Origin of the sequence: Blastococcus sp. TF02A-35, assembly GCF_004571075.1 — a bacterium.
In the GTDB taxonomy this organism is placed as follows: Bacteria; Actinomycetota; Actinomycetes; order Mycobacteriales; family Geodermatophilaceae; genus Blastococcus.
Window position 1 is genome coordinate 1 of the sequence record NZ_SPQP01000056.1, and the last position, 18354, is coordinate 18354.

Genomic DNA, 18354 nt, shown 5'->3' on the forward strand with positions numbered 1-18354 from the left:
CGGCTCCCGTGGTGGACGGCGACGCGCGGTGGGGCGGGCTCGCGGTCGGCGTCGTCCTCGGCGTCGTCGGTTTCATGGGCTTCGAGAGCGCCGGGACGCTGGGCGTGGAGGCGCAGCGCCCGCTGGTGGCGGTGCCCCGCGCGGTGCTGTGGACGCCGGCCGTGGCCGGGGTGCTGTTCCTCGGGGCCACGGCGGCGCAGGTCGTGCTGCTCCGGCAGGCGCCGCTGGAGGTGCTCATGAGCCCGGTGCCGGTCGCGGAGCTCGCCGGGACGGTCGGCGGGGTGTCGAAGGCGCTCGACGTCGGCATCGCGGCGTCCTTCTTCGCCTGCGTGACCGGCTCGGCCAACGCGCTGGCGCGCGTGCTGTTCTCAATGGGGCGGGAGGGCGTGCTGCCGTCGTCGCTGGGCCGCACGCACCGCCGCTTCGGAACCCCGCACGTGGCGATGGGGCTGGCGCTGCCGCTGCTGGTCGCGGTGCCCGTGGGCTGCCTGCTGGCCGGTGCCGGCGCGCGCACGGTGCTCACCGGCACGCTGACGGTGTCGGCGTTCGGCTACGTGCTGGCCTACCTGCTCGTCAGCGTGGCGGCGCCGCTCTTCCTGCGCCGGATCGGTGAGCTGACCCCGGCGCCGCTGGCCGGCGGGCTGGTGGCCGCCGTCCTGTGGCTGCTCGTGCTCGGGATGGCCCTGGTCGGCGCCTCCTGGGGTGGCGGGCGCGGGCTGTCGCTCGTGTTCGGCCTGGCGCTGCTGCCGGGGGTGGGGTGGGTGGCCTGGCTGAGACTGCGGCACCCGGGGCGGCTGGCGCGGGTCGGCGTCTACGACGAGGCGACGGCGGACCGCGTGCTGACGGGCTCCCCGGCGGCGTGATGGCGAGCGACCTAGGGCTCAGCGGTCGGCAGCCGAAGGCCGTCCAGAGCGCGCTCGCGGTGCTGGAGTGCGTCGCGGTCTCCGGCGCGGGGATCACGGCCAAGGAGGTCGCAGCGGCCCTGGGCATGCCGCCGGCCACGGCCTACCGGTTGCTCAACCTCCTGGTCGGCGAGGAGTACCTCGTGCGGATGCCCGACCTGCGCGGGTTCGCCCTCGGCCGCAAGGTCGCGGGCCTGGCGGCGGCGATCGCGCCGGTCCGGGTGCCGACCGCGGCCCGGGCGGCGGTGGCCGGGCTGCGCTCCTCGGTGCGCGCCGGGGTGCACCTGGTGGTCTACACGGCGACGTCGCTGCGCTGCGCCGACGTGGACCCGGACCTGCCGCTGGCCTCGGTCGCGATGGTCGAGCGGCACCTGCACGCCACGGCGGCCGGCCGGCTGCTGCTCGCCGCCCAGGTGGAGTGGCGGGAGCTGCTGCCGCCGTCCCGGCTGCTGGGGCTGACCGCCGCGACGGTGACCCGGGCCGACCTGCTGGACCGCTGCCTCGCCGACGTGCGGGCCTCGGGCTGGGCGGGGCAGGTGGGGGAGCTGCACGACGGCGTGGCCTGCCTGGCGGCGCCGGTGCGCTCGGCCGGCGGTGAGCTGGTGGCCGGTGTCGTGGTGACCAGCTCCCGCGGGCAGCTCCCTCGCGAGCACCTCGACGCCGCGCTGGGGTGCGCGGCGTCGCTGGCTCCGCTGCTGGCCTGAGCGACATCGGTCACGCCGGCGCTGCCCCGATCCGGTCTGGGACTGCCGATGAGGCAAGGGAGGCGGCGGACCCTTCGCTACTCCCGTCGCCGGGGGGATCGGAACGGCATGGCTCGACATCAGCGGATCGGCAGCGCCTTGGCAGTGCTGGGCGGCGCCCGGCAGGACCTCCTGGAGGCCTCGCCCGGTGCGCGCCCGAAGTTCGTCGCCCTCGGTGGCGTGCTGCTGAGCACCGGTGGGCTCGCCGTCCTGTCCGCCGCGTTCGCCGTGCACATGGCGATCGGCGTCTGGTGGCCGTTCGCGCTGCTGCTGGGCCTGGGCTGGGGCGCGGTCATCGTGAACCTGGACCGGATGCTCCTGGTCGGCATGGCGCACGACGCGTCGCTGAAGCGGAACGTGGCGCTGGCCGTGCCCCGCGTCGGGCTCGCGCTGATCCTGGGCGTCGTCATCGCGACGCCGCTGACGCTGCAGATCTTCCACAAGGAGATCGACACCGAGATCGTGACCATGCAGGCCGAGGCGGCCGACCAGTACCGCACGTCGCTGGCCTCCGACGCCCGGTTCGCCGGGCTGCCGGAGCTCGAGGAGAAGATCGCCACCGAGCGGTCGATCGTGGCCAGCGGTGGCCGCACCGACCCGCAGCTGGCCGTCGTCCAGGGCACCGTGGCGGCCAAGCAGGCCGCCTACGAGCAGGCGACGGCGACGGCGCGGGAGCTGGAGACCCGGGCGCAGTGCGAGCTCGACGGCACCTGCGGCACCGGCGAGGCCGGCACGGGCACGGCCTACCAGATGGCCCGCGCCAACGCCGACGCCCAGAGCGCGGCGGTCGCCGCCGCCAAGGCGGAGCTGGAGGCGGCGCTGGAGCAGGCCTCGGACGCGCAGCAGCGCAGCGCCGCCCAGGCCGTGGCCGCGCTCGAGGCCGACGAGGCGGAGTACGAGCGGCTGACGGCGGAGCAGGACCGGCTGCAGGCGTCGTTCGACTTGGCCAACGAGGGCTCGGGCGGCATCCTGCTGCGGCTGGAGGCCCTGGACCGGCTGAGCGACGAGAACGGCACGCTGTGGGCGGCGAAGACGATGCTGTCGCTGCTGTTCATGTGCATCGAGCTGCTGCCGGTGATCATGAAGCTGCTGCTCAACTTCGGCCCGCCGAGCGCCTACGACAAGCTCGCCGCGATCCGGGACGCCAGCGACGTCGCCGTCGAGGAGCTGCAGCAGGAGTCGCGGCGCGTCGTCGTCGAGGCCCAGGAGGAGCTGCTGGTCCTGGCGGAGAAGGAGCGGGTCGACCGGCAGAAGGAGGCCATCCTGGCCCGCCGCCGGGCCGCCCTGGCCGCGGCCGCAGCGCAGACCGTGGCGCCCGCCGAGGCCCCGGCGGAGACGGGGGTCGAGCGGCGTCCGGGCTGGGACACCGGCCCGATCATCGGGCTGGCGCGGGAGGCGGCGGCGCGGACCGTCCGCACGGTGCGCCGTCGACCGTCCGACCGGATGCCGGTCTGACGAGCGGGCCTGTACGTCCGCTGTGAGTTCGCGCCCACCGCGGCGTGAGCGGTCGCCGCTGTGGCATCGTCGGAGGCCAGCTGGACGGCTGAGGGGTGGAGCCGCCGGCTCGGTGCTGCGCTCCTCGGCGTCCCGGACCCCGAGCACCACGAAGGACGTACTGCGATGAGCCCCGAGAACACCACCCCCGTCGAGCCGACGCCGGCCCCCGAGCCGGCCGCCCCGGCCGCGGAGCCCGCCCGCCCTGCGCCCAACCGCGGCCCGCTGGTCGCCCTGCTGATCGCGGTGGTCGTCGCGGCGCTGGCCGTCGGCGGGCTGTTCTTCTACCGGGAGGCCCTGGAGGACCGGGACGCCGACACCGAGGCCGCCGTGTCGAAGATGGTGGCCGACCAGGGCGCCGCGGTGACCACGATCGAGTGCGACGGCGACACCTGCGCCGCGATCATCGGCGGGTCCGCCTACACCGTGCTGGTGCAGGAGGACGACAAGGGCGAGCAGCACTTCGGCGTCGTCCCCTACGCCGGCGACTGACCCTCCGGCGCCCGGTCCGAGACGCGAGTCACCCGGACCGGGCGCGCGGCCTCCCCGGGGGAACCGATAGACAGTCCCCATGACCGAGGTGACGACGGCGACCGGTGGGGGCTGGCTGGCCCGCGAGGAGATGGACGCGGCCCGCGAGCGGCTGCCCATCCTGTACGTGGACGTGGTGCCCGTCCGGGTGGACTCCCAGGGCGTCGTGACCGCGGTCGGTCTGCTGCTGCGGGCCGGTGAGGACGGGCAGATCAAGCGGGCCCTCGTCTCCGGCCGCGTGCTGTACCACGAGCGGGTGCGGGCAGCGCTGCTCCGCCACATGGAGAAGGACCTCGGCCCGCTCGCGCTGCCGCGAATCCCGCCCGCGCCGCAGCCGTTCACCGTCGCCGAGTACTTCCCGACGCCGGGGGTGACCCCGTTCCACGACCCGCGGCAGCACGCGGTGTCGCTGGCCTACGTCGTCCCGGTCGAGGGGGACTGCGCCCCGCAGCAGGACGCGCTGGAGCTGACCTGGTTCTCCCCGCTCGAGGTGCGCGACCCGGCGGTGCTGGGCGAGCTGATGAACGGGCAGGCGACGCTGCTGCTCCAGGCGCTGGCCCACCTGGGCGTCTGAGCCACCCCTTCCGAGGGAACCGGGCCGCCCGAACACTTCGGACGGTTCAGTTCCGCCTCGTGCCGGCCGAGGACCCCTCCATGCAGATCAGCCGGATGGCGCCCGAGCTGGCGACCCCGCGGCTGGTCGCCCGGACCGCCGGGCTGCTCACCGCCATGGGCGGGCTGGCCGCCGTCGCGCTGCTCCTGGGCACCCCGGGCGGGCTCGGCGAGGTGCCCGCCTGGGTCGTCGTCCTCGGCCCGACCACGTCCCTGGTCGGGCTGGCGGTCATGCGCTGGGGCAGCCGCGTCCGGCTGGGCTGGTTCCAGGCGCTGCTCGCCGTCGGCAGCGTGGGGATCGGCGTCTTCGCCTACCAGGCCCCGACCGCCGACGGCCTCGTCGCCGTCCTCGCGCTCAGCGCCTTCTCGTCGATGGCCGCCTTCCTGTTCTTCCCGCTGCTCTGGGCCCTCGGTTTCCTCGGCCAGGTGCTGGTCACCGTCGCCGTCGTCGTCCACCTGCGGGACGACGTCTCCACCGGGCCGGCCGTGGTCATCTGCGTGCTCGTGCTCGGCTCGGCCGGCGCGATGGGCGTGCTCGCGCGGCGGGCGGCCACCGCCGGCGAGGACGCGCTGACCGGGCTGGCGAACCGGCGCGGCTTCGACGAGGCGCTGGACTCCGCCGTGCACGCGGCGGTGCGCACCGGCGAGCCGCTGTCGGCGGCGCTGTTCGACCTCGACCACTTCAAGGCGGTCAACGACGCCAGGGGCCACGCCGCCGGCGACGAGATGCTGCGGGAGGTCGCCGCCTCGTGGGGCCGCCTCCTGCCGGCCCGGGCGCTGCTGGCGCGGCACGGCGGCGACGAGTTCTCCCTGCTGCTGCCCGGCCACGACGGCGGCCGGGCGCTGGCGGTCGCCGAGACCCTGCGGGCAGCGCTGCCGCACATCGCGACGTCGGTGGGCGTGGCGCAGCTGGCGCTCGGCGACGCGCCCTCGGACCTCATGCGCCGCGCCGACGCCGCGCTGTACCGGGTCAAGTCGTTCGGGCGCGGGCGCAGCGAGCTCGACGCCGGGGCGCACAGCCCGCTGGCCCGGGACCTCGCTGCCGCTCTCTCGGCCGGCCGATCCGGAGGGCTGGGGGTGCACCTGCAGCCGGTCGTGACCCCGGCCGACGGCGGCGTCGTCGGCGTGGAGGCGCTGGTGCGCTGGACCCACGCCGAGCGCGGTGTCGTCCCACCGGCGGAGTTCGTGCCGGTCGCGGAGCAGGAGGGCCTGGTCGGGGCGCTGGGGGCCTTCGTGTGGAGCGCCGCCTGCGAGGACGCCCGGACGCTGGCCGAGGCGACGGGGCGTCCGCTGTTCCTGAGCATCAACGTGTCCGGCATGGAGCTGGACGACCCGGGCTTCCCCGACCGCGTGCTGGCGACGCTCGCGACGACCGGCTGGCCGGCGGAGCGCACCGTCGTCGAGGTGACCGAGAGCCTGGTCGAGGCGGAGTCGGCCCGGTCGGTGCAGGCCCTGCACGTGCTCCGCGAGCACGGGCTGCGGGTGGCCATCGACGACTTCGGCACCGGCTACTCGGCGCTGGCGCGGCTGGACACGCTCCCGACGGACTTCCTGAAGCTGGACAACTCCTTCGTCGCCGCGATCACGACGTCGACCCGGCGGGCGCGGCTGCTGCGCAGCGTCATGGCGCTGGCCGACGCGCTGGACCTGGTGCTCATCGCCGAGGGCGTCGAGACGCCGGAGCAGGCGCAGGTGCTCGCCGGGCTGGGCTGCCCGCTGGCGCAGGGCTACCTGTACAGCCGGCCGCTGCCGGTGGCCGAGCTGGTGGCCCAGCTCTCCGCGGTCACGCAGCCCGCCGGCTGACCGGCCTCCCCGGGGCGGTCAGACCAGCTCGGGGACGCGCAGCTGGTGGAGGACCAGGTCGAACTCGGCGACCTCGGTGGCCGACATGTGCAGCATGCGGCGGAACTCGTCGCGGATGTACATGGCCCGCTGGCGGGTCGCCTCCATGGACCTGCGGTCGGCGTAGACGGCAGTGAGGGAGTTGTCGCCGGTCTGCCGGTCGAGGAGCAGGCTGAGGCTGCAGAAGCCGGGCATGTCGTCCATGCGCGGGATGAGGTCGGTGCGGAAGGCCTCGAGGACGCGGTCCATGTCGGCCGGGTCGACGCAGGACCAGGTGACGCGGGCGCAGGCGTCGTCCCCGGCGGGGTGCAGCCGGTGCACGGCCGCGATCTCCCACTCCCGGACCTCGGAGTCGCTCGCGCCGAACTGACGGGTGGCCCGCTCGCGCAGGGCGCGCACCCGCTCGCGGGTGCCGGCGACCGCCTCCTCGGACTCCCACGCCGTGGTGACGATGACGCGTCCGGAGGCGCGGTCGCAGAGCATCGACAGCCCGATGCACCCGTCCATGTCGCGCACGGCGGGCAGGACGCTGTCGCGGACGTCGGCGATCCCGTCGTCCATGCGGCTCGGGTCGGCCATGATCGTGGTGGTCCGGGCGTGCATGACGCCCTCCCTTCCGAGAGGACTGGCGGCGTCTCTCGCGACGCCCATGGTTCTCGGCTCCCGGCCGCTGTCAACGGGGTGCCGCGCGGCTCCGGCGTGGGGCCGGTCGACACGCCGCTCCTACGAGCGCGCGGCGTCGCCCTTGGCGCGGTGCTGCTCGCGCGACAGGATGCTCGCGGCGATCCCCGGCGCGTCCGCGAGGACCTGGCACTCCCAGACCCGGACGACCGTCCACCCGAGGGACTCCGCGAGGGCCGTCGAGCGCACGTCCCGCTCACGGTTGCGCCGCATCTTGGCCTCCCACAGCTCCGCGTTCGGGCCGGTGAAGGGGCGCTTCCGGCCGTGCTCGGGGCAGCCGTGCCAGTAGTCGCCGTCCACGAAGACGGCGACCCGCCGCCCGGGCAGCACGATGTCCGGGGTGCAGCCGTGGGCCAGCCGGCGCTGCAGCCGGAACCGTCCGCCGGCCGCGTGCAGCGCCTTGCGCAGCAGGACCTCGGGTGCGGTGTCGCGACGACGCCGCCCGGAGAGGTGCCGGCCGGCCGTCGTCGAGACCCACTTCTCCGCCATCGCGACCGATTGTCGTCCGGACCGGCCGCCGGCGTCAGCTCGCGGCGGTCAGCCCCGCGTAGGTCTCCCGGACCGACAGCGGGGTGCTGGGCTGGTTCAGCCGGGCGTGCACGTGCTCCGCGAACGCGTCGACCAGGCCCGGGTCGTCGGCCACCTGGCCGAAGAAGTCCTCGAACGTGCGGTACGTGATGGTCACCGGCACGTCCGCGATCGTGACCTGCTCGGTCAGCCCCGGGGCGTACGCAGCGGCCACGAAGACCACCTCGACGCTCCAGCTCTCCGGCACCGGGTCGATGTGCTGCCACTCGTCGCGCAGCCGCAGCGGCAGGACCTGGCGGAGGGTGTTGAGGTGGTGGTCCACGTAGACCTGGGTGAGCGTGCCGGCGTGCGCCTCGTAGGCCACGGCCGTGCGCCCGGCGACGTCCTGGAAGTCGACGTCGCCGAGCTTGCGGCGGCTGATGTTGCTGGCGTTCACGGAGTCGCCGAGACCGCGGGGGACGTGTGCCGTGCCTGCGTGGAGCAGTGCCGCGACGGCGTCCACGACCCGCTGCTCGATGATCCCGCGGGTCGCCGTGCCGCCCGCAGCGACCGCCCGGAAGACCTGCTGTGCCTCCGCGACGGAGGGGTGCTCCGGCAGCTGCACGTTCGCCGGGGTCAGCAGCCGGATCGTGCGCAGGAGCGCCTGGCGCACCAGCGCGGCCAGCTCCCGCTGCGAGGCGAACGGCATCGCGCTGAGCCGGCGCAGGATCGCCACCAGCATGACCGCCTGCGGCCCCTGGGGGCCCTTCGACGTCGCCCACGCCTCGTCCAGCTCGTACACGGACTTGAGGTTGTTGAGGATGGGGTCGTTCGACGGCTCCAGCACCCTGGGCCAGCGGTCCCGGACCCAGCGGGCTGCCTGGCCTCGCGGGGCGAACTCGTAGGCGTGGTTCAGCGAGTGGTCGTAGAAGGCCGCCGGGAAGCACAGGAAGTGCAGGATGATCAGGTACGGGACGAACCGCGAGCCGCCGTTCTGCGGCTCGACGAGCTCCCGGAAGTGGGTGCCGAGCCCACTGCCGTAGGCGAGCCGCGCGCCCTCCTGCTCGAGGAAGTCCAGCATCGCCGGGATGTCGGCGTCGGCGAACCTGGCCTCCTCCTGCGTCTGGTCCTCGATGTGCACCGCTCCGACCTCGATCAGCTCGAGCTGGCGCTCGAGGTCGAGAGCGCCCAGGACCGCGGCGACGGCGGGCCACGGCATCATGACGCGCGGGTCGCGGCTCATCAGCACCTGGGCGATCTGGGACGCCGACATGCGGCCGTCCTCTGCCAGCGAGGCGATCAGCCGGGCCTGGGACAGCAGGCTGGTCGCCGCGGTGGGGGAGAGCAGGTGCCGCTCCTGCAGCGACGTCCAGAGGTTCTCGTACCGAGCGGCCAGAGCAGCGCCCCGCTCGGGGTACCCGGCGGTCAGCGCCTCCCTGATCAGGCCCTTGAGGCGCGCCGAGATCCGCTGGGAGTCGCGCCAGTCGTCCAGCTCGTTGAGGACGTACACCGGGTGGTCGGCCTCGGGCAGGCCGGTTCCGACGAGGTGGCGGCGGACCGCGTCGGCGGCGTCCTCCTCCCGCGCGGGGTCGATCGGGAGGAGCAGGGAGCGGATGGCGCGGACGAGCTCGGGGGACGGCGCAGGCATGTCTAGTCCTTCGGTCAGGCAACCGGCCGACTTGAGGCCGACGCGCCCGTTCGGACCCTTGACGGTGCCAGGCCCGGGCGGCGTCCGCAGGTAGCCTGAGGAGGCCTGTCCGGCCGCCAGCGGCCGCGCCGCAGGAACCCCGGTGTCTCCCCGCACCAATCCGCCGACCAGCGCCGCAACGGTTCTGTCAGAGGCCCGTGCGACGGTCGGCGCAGCAGGCAGTTGGAACTATGCGAGTTGGAGACTTGATGAGCGACGGGCTCTCGTTCGTGTCCCTCTACAGCGGAGCCGGGGGCATGGACCTGGGGTTCGCCGAGGCCGGGTTCACCCCGGTGTGGGCGAACGACATCGACCCGTTCGCCGTCCGGACGTACAACAAGCAGTTCGAGAAGCTCGCCGAGCAGGCCGGTGGGGAGCGGCTGGCCGGCCACGTGGCGGTCGCCGGCGACGTCACGGGTGACGCCATGCGGCACGAGCTGCCCGGCGAGGGGGCCGCCACCGTCGTCATCGGTGGTCCGCCGTGCCAGGGCTTCAGCGTGGCGGGCCGGATGGACCCGAGCGACCCGCGCAGCCGGCACGTCTGGGAGTTCCTCGAGGTCGTCAAGCGGGTGCAGCCCGAGGCGTTCGTGATGGAGAACGTGAAGGCCCTGGCCGTCAACCGGCGCTGGTCCGAGCTGCTCATCCGCCTGCGCGAGGAGGCGCACCTCGCCGGCTACAGCACCGAGCTGCACCTGCTGAACGCGAGCCACTTCGGGGTTCCCCAGGCCCGGGAGCGCATGTTCCTCGTCGGGACCCGCAGCGGCAGCCCGCTGGACCTGAACCCGCCGACGCGCTCCCAGCCGCCGACGCTGCGCTCGGTGCTGGAGACCCTGCCGAACTACGGCGAGCCGGGCAACGACGCGTTCTGCACCGCGAGGGTGACGCCTGCGCGGATCCCAGTCCTCCGGCGCTCGCCGTTCGCCGGCATGCTCTTCAACGGCCAGGGCCGGCCGCTGAACCTCGACGCCCCGGCGCCCACGCTGCCGGCGTCCATGGGCGGCAACCGGACGCCGATCATCGACCAGGCCCAGCTCGACGACCCGGACGCGACGCCCTGGGTCGTCGAGTACCACCGGCACCTGATGGCCGGCGGCAAGCCGGTCGCCGAGATCCCGACGCGGCTGCGCCGGCTCACGGTGCAGGAGGCGGCCGCGATCCAGACCTTCCCGCGCGACATGCCGTGGCAGGGGACCCAGTCGGTGCAGTTCCGCCAGATCGGCAACGCGGTGCCCCCGATGCTCGCCTTCCACGTGGCGTCGGCCCTCAAGAAGGTGCTCGTGGGCGTGCCTGCTGACGTTCCGGTCGAGGACCTGGCGGCCGACGACCGCGGGGCCCTAGAGCTCGCCGGCGTGTAGTCCCCGGCGGTCTGCCTCCGTCGTCCCCTCGCTGATAGTGGTGCACGCATGTCGGACCTCGCCGCAGTCGCCTGCTACGGGCAGCCCCACCGCAACTCCGGCGCCCCCACGCGGCTGGACCTGGTCGGCGAACTCCTCGTCGGGGGCAGCGGGCTGTGGGTCTTCCACCGGCTGGACTTCGACGGCGAGCCGGTCCGGCTGCGCTCGCACGGGGACCTGGCCACCGAGGTCCGGGCCGGGTTCGCGCTGTCGGGGCTGTTCGAGCCCGCGAACGCGGCCGTCGGGTCGCTGCTCGGGGCGGGCTGGGCCGGCGCCGAGGTGGACGTCGACCCGGACGTGGTCCGGCGGCTGGCCGACCTCGTGGCGGACGTGCACGTCGGCGTCGTCCTCACCTCCCTCGGCGTCGGGGGCGCCGACGACGAGACGCAGTGGAAGGGGACCAACTGGTCGGTCACCGTCGCTGCCGGAACGCACCGGTTCGGCGCCACCCGGTGGGGCTGAGCGCGCCGGCGCGCCCCCGCTGACGCCCAGCGGGGAGCGCCCGGCGCGGGCCCAGCGGTCAGCGGGCGCCGAGCAGTTCCGCCTCGACGGCCACCGGGGGACCGAGGTCGAGGACCGCGGGGACGATCGCGTCGGCGTGCGCGGCCTCCATCTCGTGGGTGAGCCGGGTGAAGGCCTCGTCGTCCTCGACGTTGCCGTAGAACGCCGTCGGCGCGACGCCCAGATCGGCCGCGGTCAGGTCGCGGCTGTGCCAGCCGCAGGCGCAGCCCAGGACGATGCGCTCGATTCCCTGGTCCAGCCAGCAGCCGGCCTCGGCCCACTGGCCGGTAGCCGCGCGGCGGAGTGGGATGAGGTCCAGGTGGTGGGTGGTCGTGGTCATCAGGGCACCAACTCCGGGTCGAAGGAAGAGTCGTCATCGGGCCAGGCCACGGTGGCTGCGCCGGCGCGGTACCAGGCGCCGAGGAGGACGGCGGCGTCGACCTCGGCCTCGGGGTGGCGGTACATCCGCAGCGGGACCTCCCGGCGGCTGAGCATCGCCTCGTACGTGTCCGTGCACGTCGTGCAGCCCGAGCCCGCGGGGCAGGGCAGGTGCCCGTCCGGCTTCTCCGCCGCCAGGTACCAGTAGGCCAACCCGCGACCCGTCGTCGGGCGCTCCCGGAGGTGCGGGGGGAGCAGCAGGGCCAGGACCTCCGGCGGAAGGCCCATCACGTCGTCGGGCGTCAGGTCGCTCAGTTTCTTCACGTTCCTCCTCGGCGCTTTCCTTGTGCCGAGAATTGTCCGGAAGGGGTACGACAATTTCGGCGGACCGCGCTTTCGAGAGGTGCCCCGAACGGGTGATGGGCGGCCGAGAATGGCGGCGCGGAAAGCCTTCTCAGGCCGGGACGAGGTCCTGTGCCCCGGCGCGGGGCCGGGCCGACAGGGTGTGCGCGACCGCGGCGGCGACCACGATGGCCGCGCAGACGGCGGGGGCGGCCAGCGCGGTGGTCGGGCCGAGCCGGTCGGCGAGGAGGCCGGTCACCGCAGAGGTGACCGACTGGCCGACGACGACGGCCGAGCCGAGCATCGTCATGGTGGTCGCCGAGCGGCCGGTGGGGCTCAACTGCGCGGCGAGGCTGTAGAGGGTGACCAGCGTCGGGCCGATGCCGAGGCCGAGGATCGCCAGCGCGACGACGAGGCCGGTCACGCTCCGCGCTGCAGCGAAGGCGACCGCGGCGGCCAGCAGCAGCGAGCCGAAGACCAGCCAGCGGGCCCGCAGCGTGAACCGCTGGGGGAGTGCGGCGGAGCCCAGCGCGAGGACGGCGGAGCCGATGCCCATGACGCCGTAGAGCAGGCCCGCGCGGTCGCCGTCGCCGTCGGCGGCGAGGAAGCCGGTGAGGCTGGTGAGGGTGGCGCCGAAGAAGAAGCCGACACCGAGGGTGCCGACGACGACGGTCATCAGCGGGAAGCGGAGCAGCTCGCGGACGGGCGCGGGCTCCACCGGGGTGGAGTCGGTGCCCGGGTCGACCTGGCCGGTGTGGTGCAGGGCGAACGCGGTGACGAAGACGAACGTGAGTGCCGAGGCGCCGGCGATGGCGACCCACGGGGCGATGGCGCTGGCGAGCAGGCCGACGAGGAAAGGGCCGACGATGAAGACGGTCTCGTCGGCGGCGGACTCGTAGGCCATGGTGCCGCTGAGGGTCTTCTCACGGCGGTCGTCGGCGACGTGCCGCTTGATGATGGCGACCAGGCGGGTCCGCGACAGGGGCGCGACCTGCGGAGCGCTGGCGCCGATCAGCACCGAGAGCGCGAGGACGACGGCGTCGGCCGCGGAGCTGGACACGACGAGGATGAACGCGCCGAGCAAGGTGGCGTTGAGCAGCCCCACCGGGACGAGAACCTTGCGCTGCCCCCAGCGGTCGACGGCGGCACCGAGCAGCGGGCCGGCGAGCGCGGTGCCGAGGCCGGCGGCGGCGGAGTTCAGCCCGCCGAGGGTGACCGAGCCACGCTCGGCGACGACGAGCGTGAGGACGCCGACGACCATCATCGCGAAGGGGAGCCGGGCGATGAAGGCCAGCGGGAAGTAGGGGAGACCGGCGTGCTTCAGGAGCGGGTTGTCGGTCGAGCGCGTGTGGAACATGACCTCTGTACTTCTGCGAATCAGGCGTGCCGCCTTGATCCGCCGGCGAGCGCCGACAGCAGGTAGTTACACACGGAACGTTCAGGAACGGCGTCGATCTTATCGCGTATGGCCGCTGGACAGATTCTGACCGACGTGGCTGGTAGGTCAGGCGACTGCTGGTGCTGCCGGGTCACTTGGGGTGAGACAGGCGCGACCTAGGCCGAGCGGCAACCCCGGTGACCAGATGCGCGTGCATACGGTCCTGCCCGTGGCTGACGACGTGCAGTACGAGTACACCTCCGCGCAGGCGATCCGCGGCACCGAGGCCAAGGTGGTCGCGAAGTGGGCGAAGGACGGCTGGGAGGTCCACGGTCGGGACCCGGGCTTGCTGCGGACGGAGCTGACCTTTCGCCGCGTGAAGCCGGCGACCCTCGCCTCCCGGGCCCGGGCCGCCTTCGGCCGTCTGGAGCCGAAGGCGCAGCTGGGCCTGGTGGCCGGGGCGGGTGTGCTGGTCCTGTGCGTGATCGGCGGTGGCGTCGTTGCCGGAACGCAGGGTGGGGGCACTCCCACGCAGGCCGCGTCGGCGACGGATGTCGCAGCTGACGCTGCGCCGAGCGAGAAGTCGTCCGCCGCTGCTGTTCGGGCGCCGGCATCGACCACCCCGGCGGGTCCGACGACCGCGGCCCCGGCACCCGAGACCGTGGCTCCGGTACCCGTAGCGCCGACGCCGCAGACCACCGCACGCGTCGCACCCAAGCCGCAGACCCCCGCGCCCGTTGCGCCGAAGCCGCCGGCCCCGACGCCCGCCCCTGCGCCTGTGCCTGCGCCCGCGCCCGCTCCGCAGGCGGTGGCGCCGCCGGTGGCGAACCCCCCGGCGAGCACGTACTTCAAGAACTGCAGCGCCGCCAAGGCTGCGGGAGCCGCTCCGGTGCGGCTCGGGGACGCCGGCTACGGCCGACACCTGGACAGCGACGGCGACGGCGTCGGCTGCGAGAGCTGATCTCCTCGAGACGTTGGGTCCGGCTGTGCCCAGCGAGGGTGCAAGCGCTGGCGAAGCGAGCACGGTAGGGATGCCCGCTGTCTCGGCTGCGCTCAGAGCCGCGTCAGCGGAGGCGGAGGCGCCGTGGTCTGATGCCTGTCAGAGGGTGGCGGGCGGCGTCGGGGCCGGTCCGCCCAGCAGGAGAGGTGGGCTCGTGGCCGGATCCGGTGAAGTGCTGCTCGAGGTGGACGGCGGCGTCGCGATCGTGACGCTCAACGCGCCGGACCGGCGGAACGCGCTGACTCCGGGGATGGCCGACGAGCTCATCGCGACCTTCGACGAGGTGGACGCCAAGGCGGAGGTCGGTGCGCTGGTCATCCGCGGTGTCGGCAAGTCGTTCTGCGCGGGTGGGGACGTCGCGACGCTGACCTCGGCCGGCAAGGACCCGGCGGCGCCCGACGCCTACGAGGGCATGGGCAAGATCTACGACTCCTTCTACCGGCTGGGCCAGGTTCGCGTGCCCACGGTGGCCGCGGTGCGCGGTTCCGCCGTGGGCGCTGGCATGAACATGCTGCTGGCAGCGGACCTGCGGATCGTGTCAAAGGACGTGCGGCTGCTGGCCGGTTTCCTCAAGCGCGGCATGCACCCCGGCGGTGGGCACTTCGTGATCCTGTCGCGGCTGATTGGCCGTGAGGGCGCCGCCGCGATGGCGCTGTTCGGTGAGGAGATCAACGGCGACAAGGCCGTCGAGCTCGGCCTCGCCTGGGAAGCCCTGGACGACGCCGCGGTCGAGGACCGCGCGATTGAGCTGGCTCAGCGGGTGGCTGCTGACCCGGAACTGGCGCGGCTGGCGATCGGCAACTTCCGCAAGGAGGTCGTCAACGGGGCGATCCCCTGGGACGTGGCCATGCAGTCCGAGCGCCCCGCCCAGATGTGGTCGATGCGCCGCTCGGCCACCTGACCCGTTGCGGATGGGCACGGGTCGCACTGAGTGCTTCGCCCCGGGCTAATGAACCACCACCGCGCAGTGCGTCGATAAGGTCTTCGGTGGCCAGCGGATGTAGCGAATAGCCGCCTTGCCGGGGGACCCCCAGGACGTCTCGGATTGGAGTGCCCATGGCCGTCGTCAGATCCCTGGAGTGGGTCGGTGAGGGAGGCCGCGTCCACCCCACCGAGGTGGACTGTGAGGTCCGCGCTATCACCAATCACGAGGCGACCTATCTGCAGATCAGCTCTTTCGGCTCCGACGACAGGCAGGGAGAGAAGAAGGTCAGTCAGACCCTGCAGCTAGACCGGGAGTCGGCTCTGGCGTTGGTAAAGCACATTGAGGCCGTCTTCGGCCCGGCGTCGCGTTAGGCAAGCCGCCGCTCGATCGCCACGACGTCGCCCGCCACCGACCAAGGTGACTGCAGTCGGTTCCGAGGCGCGCGAACCGGCAGGTGTCGATGTGCCATCGGTCGGTCATGGCCCTTCATGACGTCCCGCTCTTTCCTTAGTGGCATCGCCAATCGTCAGAAGGAGAGACGTCTTGGTCCAGTCGTGAAGAGGGACCGCCCTCCCGCTAATAAGGTCGCGACGTCTGAATCTTGACCTGGAGGTTTCGTGTCCCGGCTAGCCCGCACGTCGCCGCAGTCGCTGTCCCGCCCGGCCCGCATCGCCGCTGCCGCGCTCGACCGCCGGTGGAAGCTGCCCGCCGCTACGTCAGCGGTGCGGGTGGCGCGCGATGTCGACGTCGCCATGCGGGACGGCGCCGTCCTCAAGGCCGACGTCTACCTCCCGGACGCCCCGGGTCCGCACCCCACGGTCCTCATGCGGTCGCCGTACGGCCGGGCCGGCGGGTTCGCCCTGAGCATGGCGGTGCCGTACGCGGCCCGCGGCTACGCGGTCGTGATGCAGAGCGTGCGCGGCACGTTCGGCTCCGGCGGTGAGTTCACGCCCGTCGTCAACGAGGCCGAGGACGCGCAGGACACCGTCGTCTGGCTGCGGGAGCAGCCGTGGTTCGACGGCCGGCTGGCCACCCTGGGCCCCAGCTACCTCGCCTACACGCAGTGGGCGCTGGCGCTCGACCCGCTGCCCGAGCTCAAGGCGATGGTCATGCACATCGGCCCGCACGACCTGGCCCAGGCCGGCATGGTCGACGGCGCCTTCCAGCTCACGAACCTCGCCATCTGGACCGAGCTGATCGCCCACCAGGAGCGGGTCAGCCCGTGGCGCGGCATCCTGCGCCTGCTCACCGCCGAGCGCCGGCTCGCCCCCTACCTCGGCGAGCTGCCGCTGCAGGGCCTGGCCGAGCGCTTCGGCGGCAACCCGGCGCCCTGGTTCGACGAGTGGCTGGCCCACCCCGACCTCACCGACCCGTACTGGGACCGGTACCGCGCGACCCCCGCCGTCCACTCCAGCACGGTTCCCACGCTGCTGATCGGCGGCTGGCAGGACTGGTTCGTCGAGCAGACGCTGGAGCAGTACGCCATCCTGCGTGACCGCGGGGTGGAGGTCGGGCTGACCGTCGGCCCGTGGGCGCACCTCACCATCGACCCGGCGGTCAGCACCATCGAGAGCCTCGCCTGGTTGAACGCCCACCTCCCCGTCAAGGGCGCCAACCCGGTGCCGCCGCGCGACAGCCGCGTCCGGGTGTTCGTCACCGGCGCCCGCACCTGGCGGAGGCTGCCCGACTGGCCGACGGCCACCACCGACCGCACCTGGTACCTGGCGGCCGGCGGCCGGCTCGACGACGAGGTCCCCGCGCCGGGTGAGACGACCTTCCACTACGACCCGATGGACCCGACGCCGTCCGTCGGCGGGCGGGTGCTCGCCGGCAGCGCCGGCCAGCGCGACAACCGCGAGCTGGAGGCGCGCGACGACGTCCGCACCTTCACCACCCCGGCGCTGCGGCAGCCGGTCGAGGTCCGCGGCGGCACGAAGGTGCGGCTGGTCGTCGAGTCCGACAACCCGTACGCCGACCTCTTCGTCCGGCTCTGCGACGTCGAGCCCAACGGGAAGTCCATCAACATCACCGACCGGCTCGTCCGACTCGACCCGGCTCCCGGTGAGGAGCCGACGGCGGGGGAGCGGGTGGTGGAGGCGACGCTGCACGACACCGCCCACCGGTTCCGCGCCGGCCACCGCATCCGGCTGCAGGTCTCCGGTGGCGCCCACCCGCGCTACGCCCGCAACCTCGGCACCGGCGAGCCGGTCGGCCAGGCGACCCACGGGGTCCCGGTCGCCCACCGCATCTGCCACGGCGGCGTCACACCCTCGGCGGTCACGCTGCCCACGGCCTGACCGAGGCGGCTTGTCGACAGGTCGACCAGGCGACAACTCGACCCATCCGCACCACTCGCACCACCGGTCCGAGCTGCCTCGCGCGCGTCCCTCGGAAAGCGGCATCGCTTCGTACCGTGGACACGTGGCCAAGCACTTCACCGACGAGACCGCCGAGTTCGCCATGCCCCGCATCGGGCGTCACGCCGCTCCCGACACCACCCCGGAGATGGAGCCGACCCAGCGCTTCGTCCCCGACTTCACGCCGGCGCGCCCGGGCCGTCCGGCGGTCCCCCCGCGGGACGCCCGCATCCGCTGACCGGAGCGCTGCTCAGCTCCGGGGGCGCACCCGCTCGAGGGCCTCGGTGAAGCTCGCGTTCCAGAGGCCCTGGTGCGGCCAGCGCTCGGCGACGTGATCCGTGGCCTCCTGGACCGACATCCCCTCGGTGCGCACCAGCCAGGCGCGCAGCACCAGCCCGGTGCGCGACGCCCCGCCGTGGCAGTGCACGAGCACCCGGTGCCCCTCGGCGAGCAGCGCCTCCATGTCGTCGAGGACGTCGGCCAGCACCTCGTCCAGGCCGGGGTTGTACTCGTTGTCCGCGATGTGGGCGATCCGGTGCACCGGGTGGGAGAACGGTGAGCCGAGCTTGCACAGCGAGAGGACGGCGAAGTCGTCGTCGCTCAGCCGTGCGCCGTCGAGGTTCGCCGCCCAGATCCTCGGCAGCACCTCGACCGGGCCGATCCGCGAGATGACGCCCGGGTCGTTCGGCACCCACGTCCTGCCGTCGAGCAGCGTCGCCATCTCCTGCAGCTCCGCCAGCCGCCACACCTGATCGCCGAACCCGGGCACCCGACCGTGCACCGCCGACGCCCAGCGCATCGGGATGCCGCCCATCCCGAACACCGCTCCGGCCAGGCCGCCGGCCACGCACGCCACCGTGTCGGTGTCGCCGCCGAGGTCGACCACCAGCCGCAGCACCTCGGCGAAGTCGCGGCCGTTCCGCAGCGCCCACACGGCCTGGCCGAGCGTCGGCCACACCGCGCCGTTCGACTCCGTCGCGTCCGCGGGTGTCCAGCCGGGTGCCAGGACCACGGCCCACCTGTCCCGGTGCTCCGGCGCCACCGCGTCCAGCGCGGAGGGGACCGCCGTCAGCGGGTCCC

General features: G+C 73.7%; 20 protein-coding genes. 13 read left to right on the forward strand and 7 right to left on the reverse strand.

Going from position 1 to position 18354, the window contains the following annotated elements; all coding sequences use genetic code 11:
- From E4P43_RS18260 to E4P43_RS18285, 6 genes are all read left to right on the forward strand, one after another.
- A partial coding sequence (locus tag E4P43_RS18260; RefSeq protein ID WP_135146946.1) for an APC family permease occupies positions 1-863 on the forward strand: 863 nt, incomplete at its 5' end.
- The gene (locus E4P43_RS18265; protein ID WP_209313958.1) at positions 863-1606 is read left to right on the forward strand and encodes an IclR family transcriptional regulator C-terminal domain-containing protein; all 744 of its coding nucleotides are present in this window, start codon (positions 863-865) and stop codon (positions 1604-1606) included. The genes E4P43_RS18260 and E4P43_RS18265, both read left to right, overlap by 1 nt.
- 108 nt (positions 1607-1714) lie before the next feature.
- Positions 1715-3100 carry a DUF4407 domain-containing protein gene (locus tag E4P43_RS18270; RefSeq protein WP_135146948.1) on the forward strand — a complete coding sequence of 462 codons (1386 nt, stop codon included), beginning with the start codon at positions 1715-1717 and terminating at the stop codon, positions 3098-3100.
- 165 nt (positions 3101-3265) lie between these two features.
- The gene (locus E4P43_RS18275; protein WP_135146949.1) at positions 3266-3631 is read left to right on the forward strand and encodes a hypothetical protein; all 366 of its coding nucleotides are present in this window, start codon (positions 3266-3268) and stop codon (positions 3629-3631) included.
- Between the two features lie 79 nt (positions 3632-3710).
- A complete protein-coding gene (locus E4P43_RS18280; RefSeq protein WP_135146950.1) occupies positions 3711-4244 on the forward strand; it encodes an NUDIX hydrolase family protein in 534 nt (177 codons plus the stop codon).
- 80 nt (positions 4245-4324) lie between these two features.
- The gene (locus tag E4P43_RS18285) at positions 4325-6085 is read left to right on the forward strand and encodes a bifunctional diguanylate cyclase/phosphodiesterase (protein WP_135146951.1); all 1761 of its coding nucleotides are present in this window, start codon (positions 4325-4327) and stop codon (positions 6083-6085) included.
- Between the two features lie 18 nt (positions 6086-6103).
- Here the strand turns inward: E4P43_RS18285 and E4P43_RS18290 are convergent, their stop codons facing one another.
- The 3 genes from E4P43_RS18290 to E4P43_RS18300 form a co-directional block, all read right to left on the reverse strand.
- Positions 6104-6727, reverse strand: coding sequence for an antibiotic biosynthesis monooxygenase (locus tag E4P43_RS18290; protein WP_135146952.1), 624 nt, complete (start codon positions 6725-6727; stop codon positions 6104-6106).
- 120 nt (positions 6728-6847) lie between these two features.
- Entirely contained in the window at positions 6848-7294 is a 447-nt protein-coding gene (locus tag E4P43_RS18295) for a very short patch repair endonuclease (protein WP_135146953.1), read from the reverse strand.
- Positions 7295-7328: 34 nt separating this feature from the next.
- Positions 7329-8960 carry a hypothetical protein gene (locus E4P43_RS18300; RefSeq protein ID WP_135146954.1) on the reverse strand — a complete coding sequence of 544 codons (1632 nt, stop codon included), beginning with the start codon at positions 8958-8960 and terminating at the stop codon, positions 7329-7331.
- Positions 8961-9208: 248 nt separating this feature from the next.
- On the opposite strand from E4P43_RS18300, the gene E4P43_RS18305 reads away from it, so the two are divergent.
- Positions 9209-10354, forward strand: coding sequence for a DNA cytosine methyltransferase (locus tag E4P43_RS18305; protein ID WP_135146955.1), 1146 nt, complete (start codon positions 9209-9211; stop codon positions 10352-10354).
- 48 nt (positions 10355-10402) lie between these two features.
- Complete coding sequence (locus E4P43_RS18310) at positions 10403-10855, forward strand: hypothetical protein (RefSeq protein ID WP_135146956.1); 453 nt, start codon at positions 10403-10405, stop codon at positions 10853-10855.
- Between the two features lie 58 nt (positions 10856-10913).
- Here E4P43_RS18310 and E4P43_RS18315 read toward each other — a convergent pair whose 3' ends face one another.
- The 3 genes from E4P43_RS18315 to E4P43_RS18325 all read right to left on the reverse strand — a co-directional run bounded on the left by E4P43_RS18315 (position 10914) and on the right by E4P43_RS18325 (position 12971).
- On the reverse strand, positions 10914-11234 hold the full coding sequence (locus tag E4P43_RS18315) for a hypothetical protein (RefSeq protein WP_135146957.1): 321 nt from the start codon (positions 11232-11234) through the stop codon (positions 10914-10916).
- Entirely contained in the window at positions 11234-11596 is a 363-nt protein-coding gene (locus E4P43_RS18320) for a hypothetical protein (protein ID WP_135146958.1), read from the reverse strand. The genes E4P43_RS18315 and E4P43_RS18320 overlap by 1 nt, the downstream gene beginning before the upstream one ends.
- Before the next feature lie 130 nt (positions 11597-11726).
- Entirely contained in the window at positions 11727-12971 is a 1245-nt protein-coding gene (locus E4P43_RS18325) for an MFS transporter (RefSeq protein ID WP_135146959.1), read from the reverse strand.
- Between the two features lie 250 nt (positions 12972-13221).
- Between E4P43_RS18325 and E4P43_RS20910 the strand changes: the two genes are divergently transcribed.
- From E4P43_RS20910 to E4P43_RS20060, 5 genes are all read left to right on the forward strand, one after another.
- Positions 13222-13953 (forward strand): excalibur calcium-binding domain-containing protein, encoded by a 732-nt coding sequence (locus E4P43_RS20910; protein WP_280791020.1) that lies wholly within the window; start codon positions 13222-13224, stop codon positions 13951-13953.
- Between the two features lie 193 nt (positions 13954-14146).
- On the forward strand, positions 14147-14893 hold the full coding sequence (locus tag E4P43_RS18335) for an enoyl-CoA hydratase/isomerase family protein (RefSeq protein WP_245159239.1): 747 nt from the start codon (positions 14147-14149) through the stop codon (positions 14891-14893).
- 155 nt (positions 14894-15048) lie between these two features.
- Positions 15049-15288 carry a hypothetical protein gene (locus E4P43_RS18340; RefSeq protein ID WP_135146961.1) on the forward strand — a complete coding sequence of 80 codons (240 nt, stop codon included), beginning with the start codon at positions 15049-15051 and terminating at the stop codon, positions 15286-15288.
- A gap of 246 nt (positions 15289-15534) precedes the next feature.
- Positions 15535-17214 carry a CocE/NonD family hydrolase gene (locus E4P43_RS18345; RefSeq protein WP_135146962.1) on the forward strand — a complete coding sequence of 560 codons (1680 nt, stop codon included), beginning with the start codon at positions 15535-15537 and terminating at the stop codon, positions 17212-17214.
- A 124-nt stretch (positions 17215-17338) separates the two neighbouring features.
- Positions 17339-17512: a hypothetical protein gene (locus E4P43_RS20060; RefSeq protein WP_167759239.1), complete on the forward strand. Its 174-nt coding sequence runs from the start codon at positions 17339-17341 to the stop codon at positions 17510-17512.
- A 12-nt stretch (positions 17513-17524) separates the two neighbouring features.
- Here E4P43_RS20060 and E4P43_RS18350 read toward each other — a convergent pair.
- A partial coding sequence (locus tag E4P43_RS18350; RefSeq protein ID WP_209313959.1) for an ADP-ribosylglycohydrolase family protein occupies positions 17525-18354 on the reverse strand: 830 nt, incomplete at its 5' end.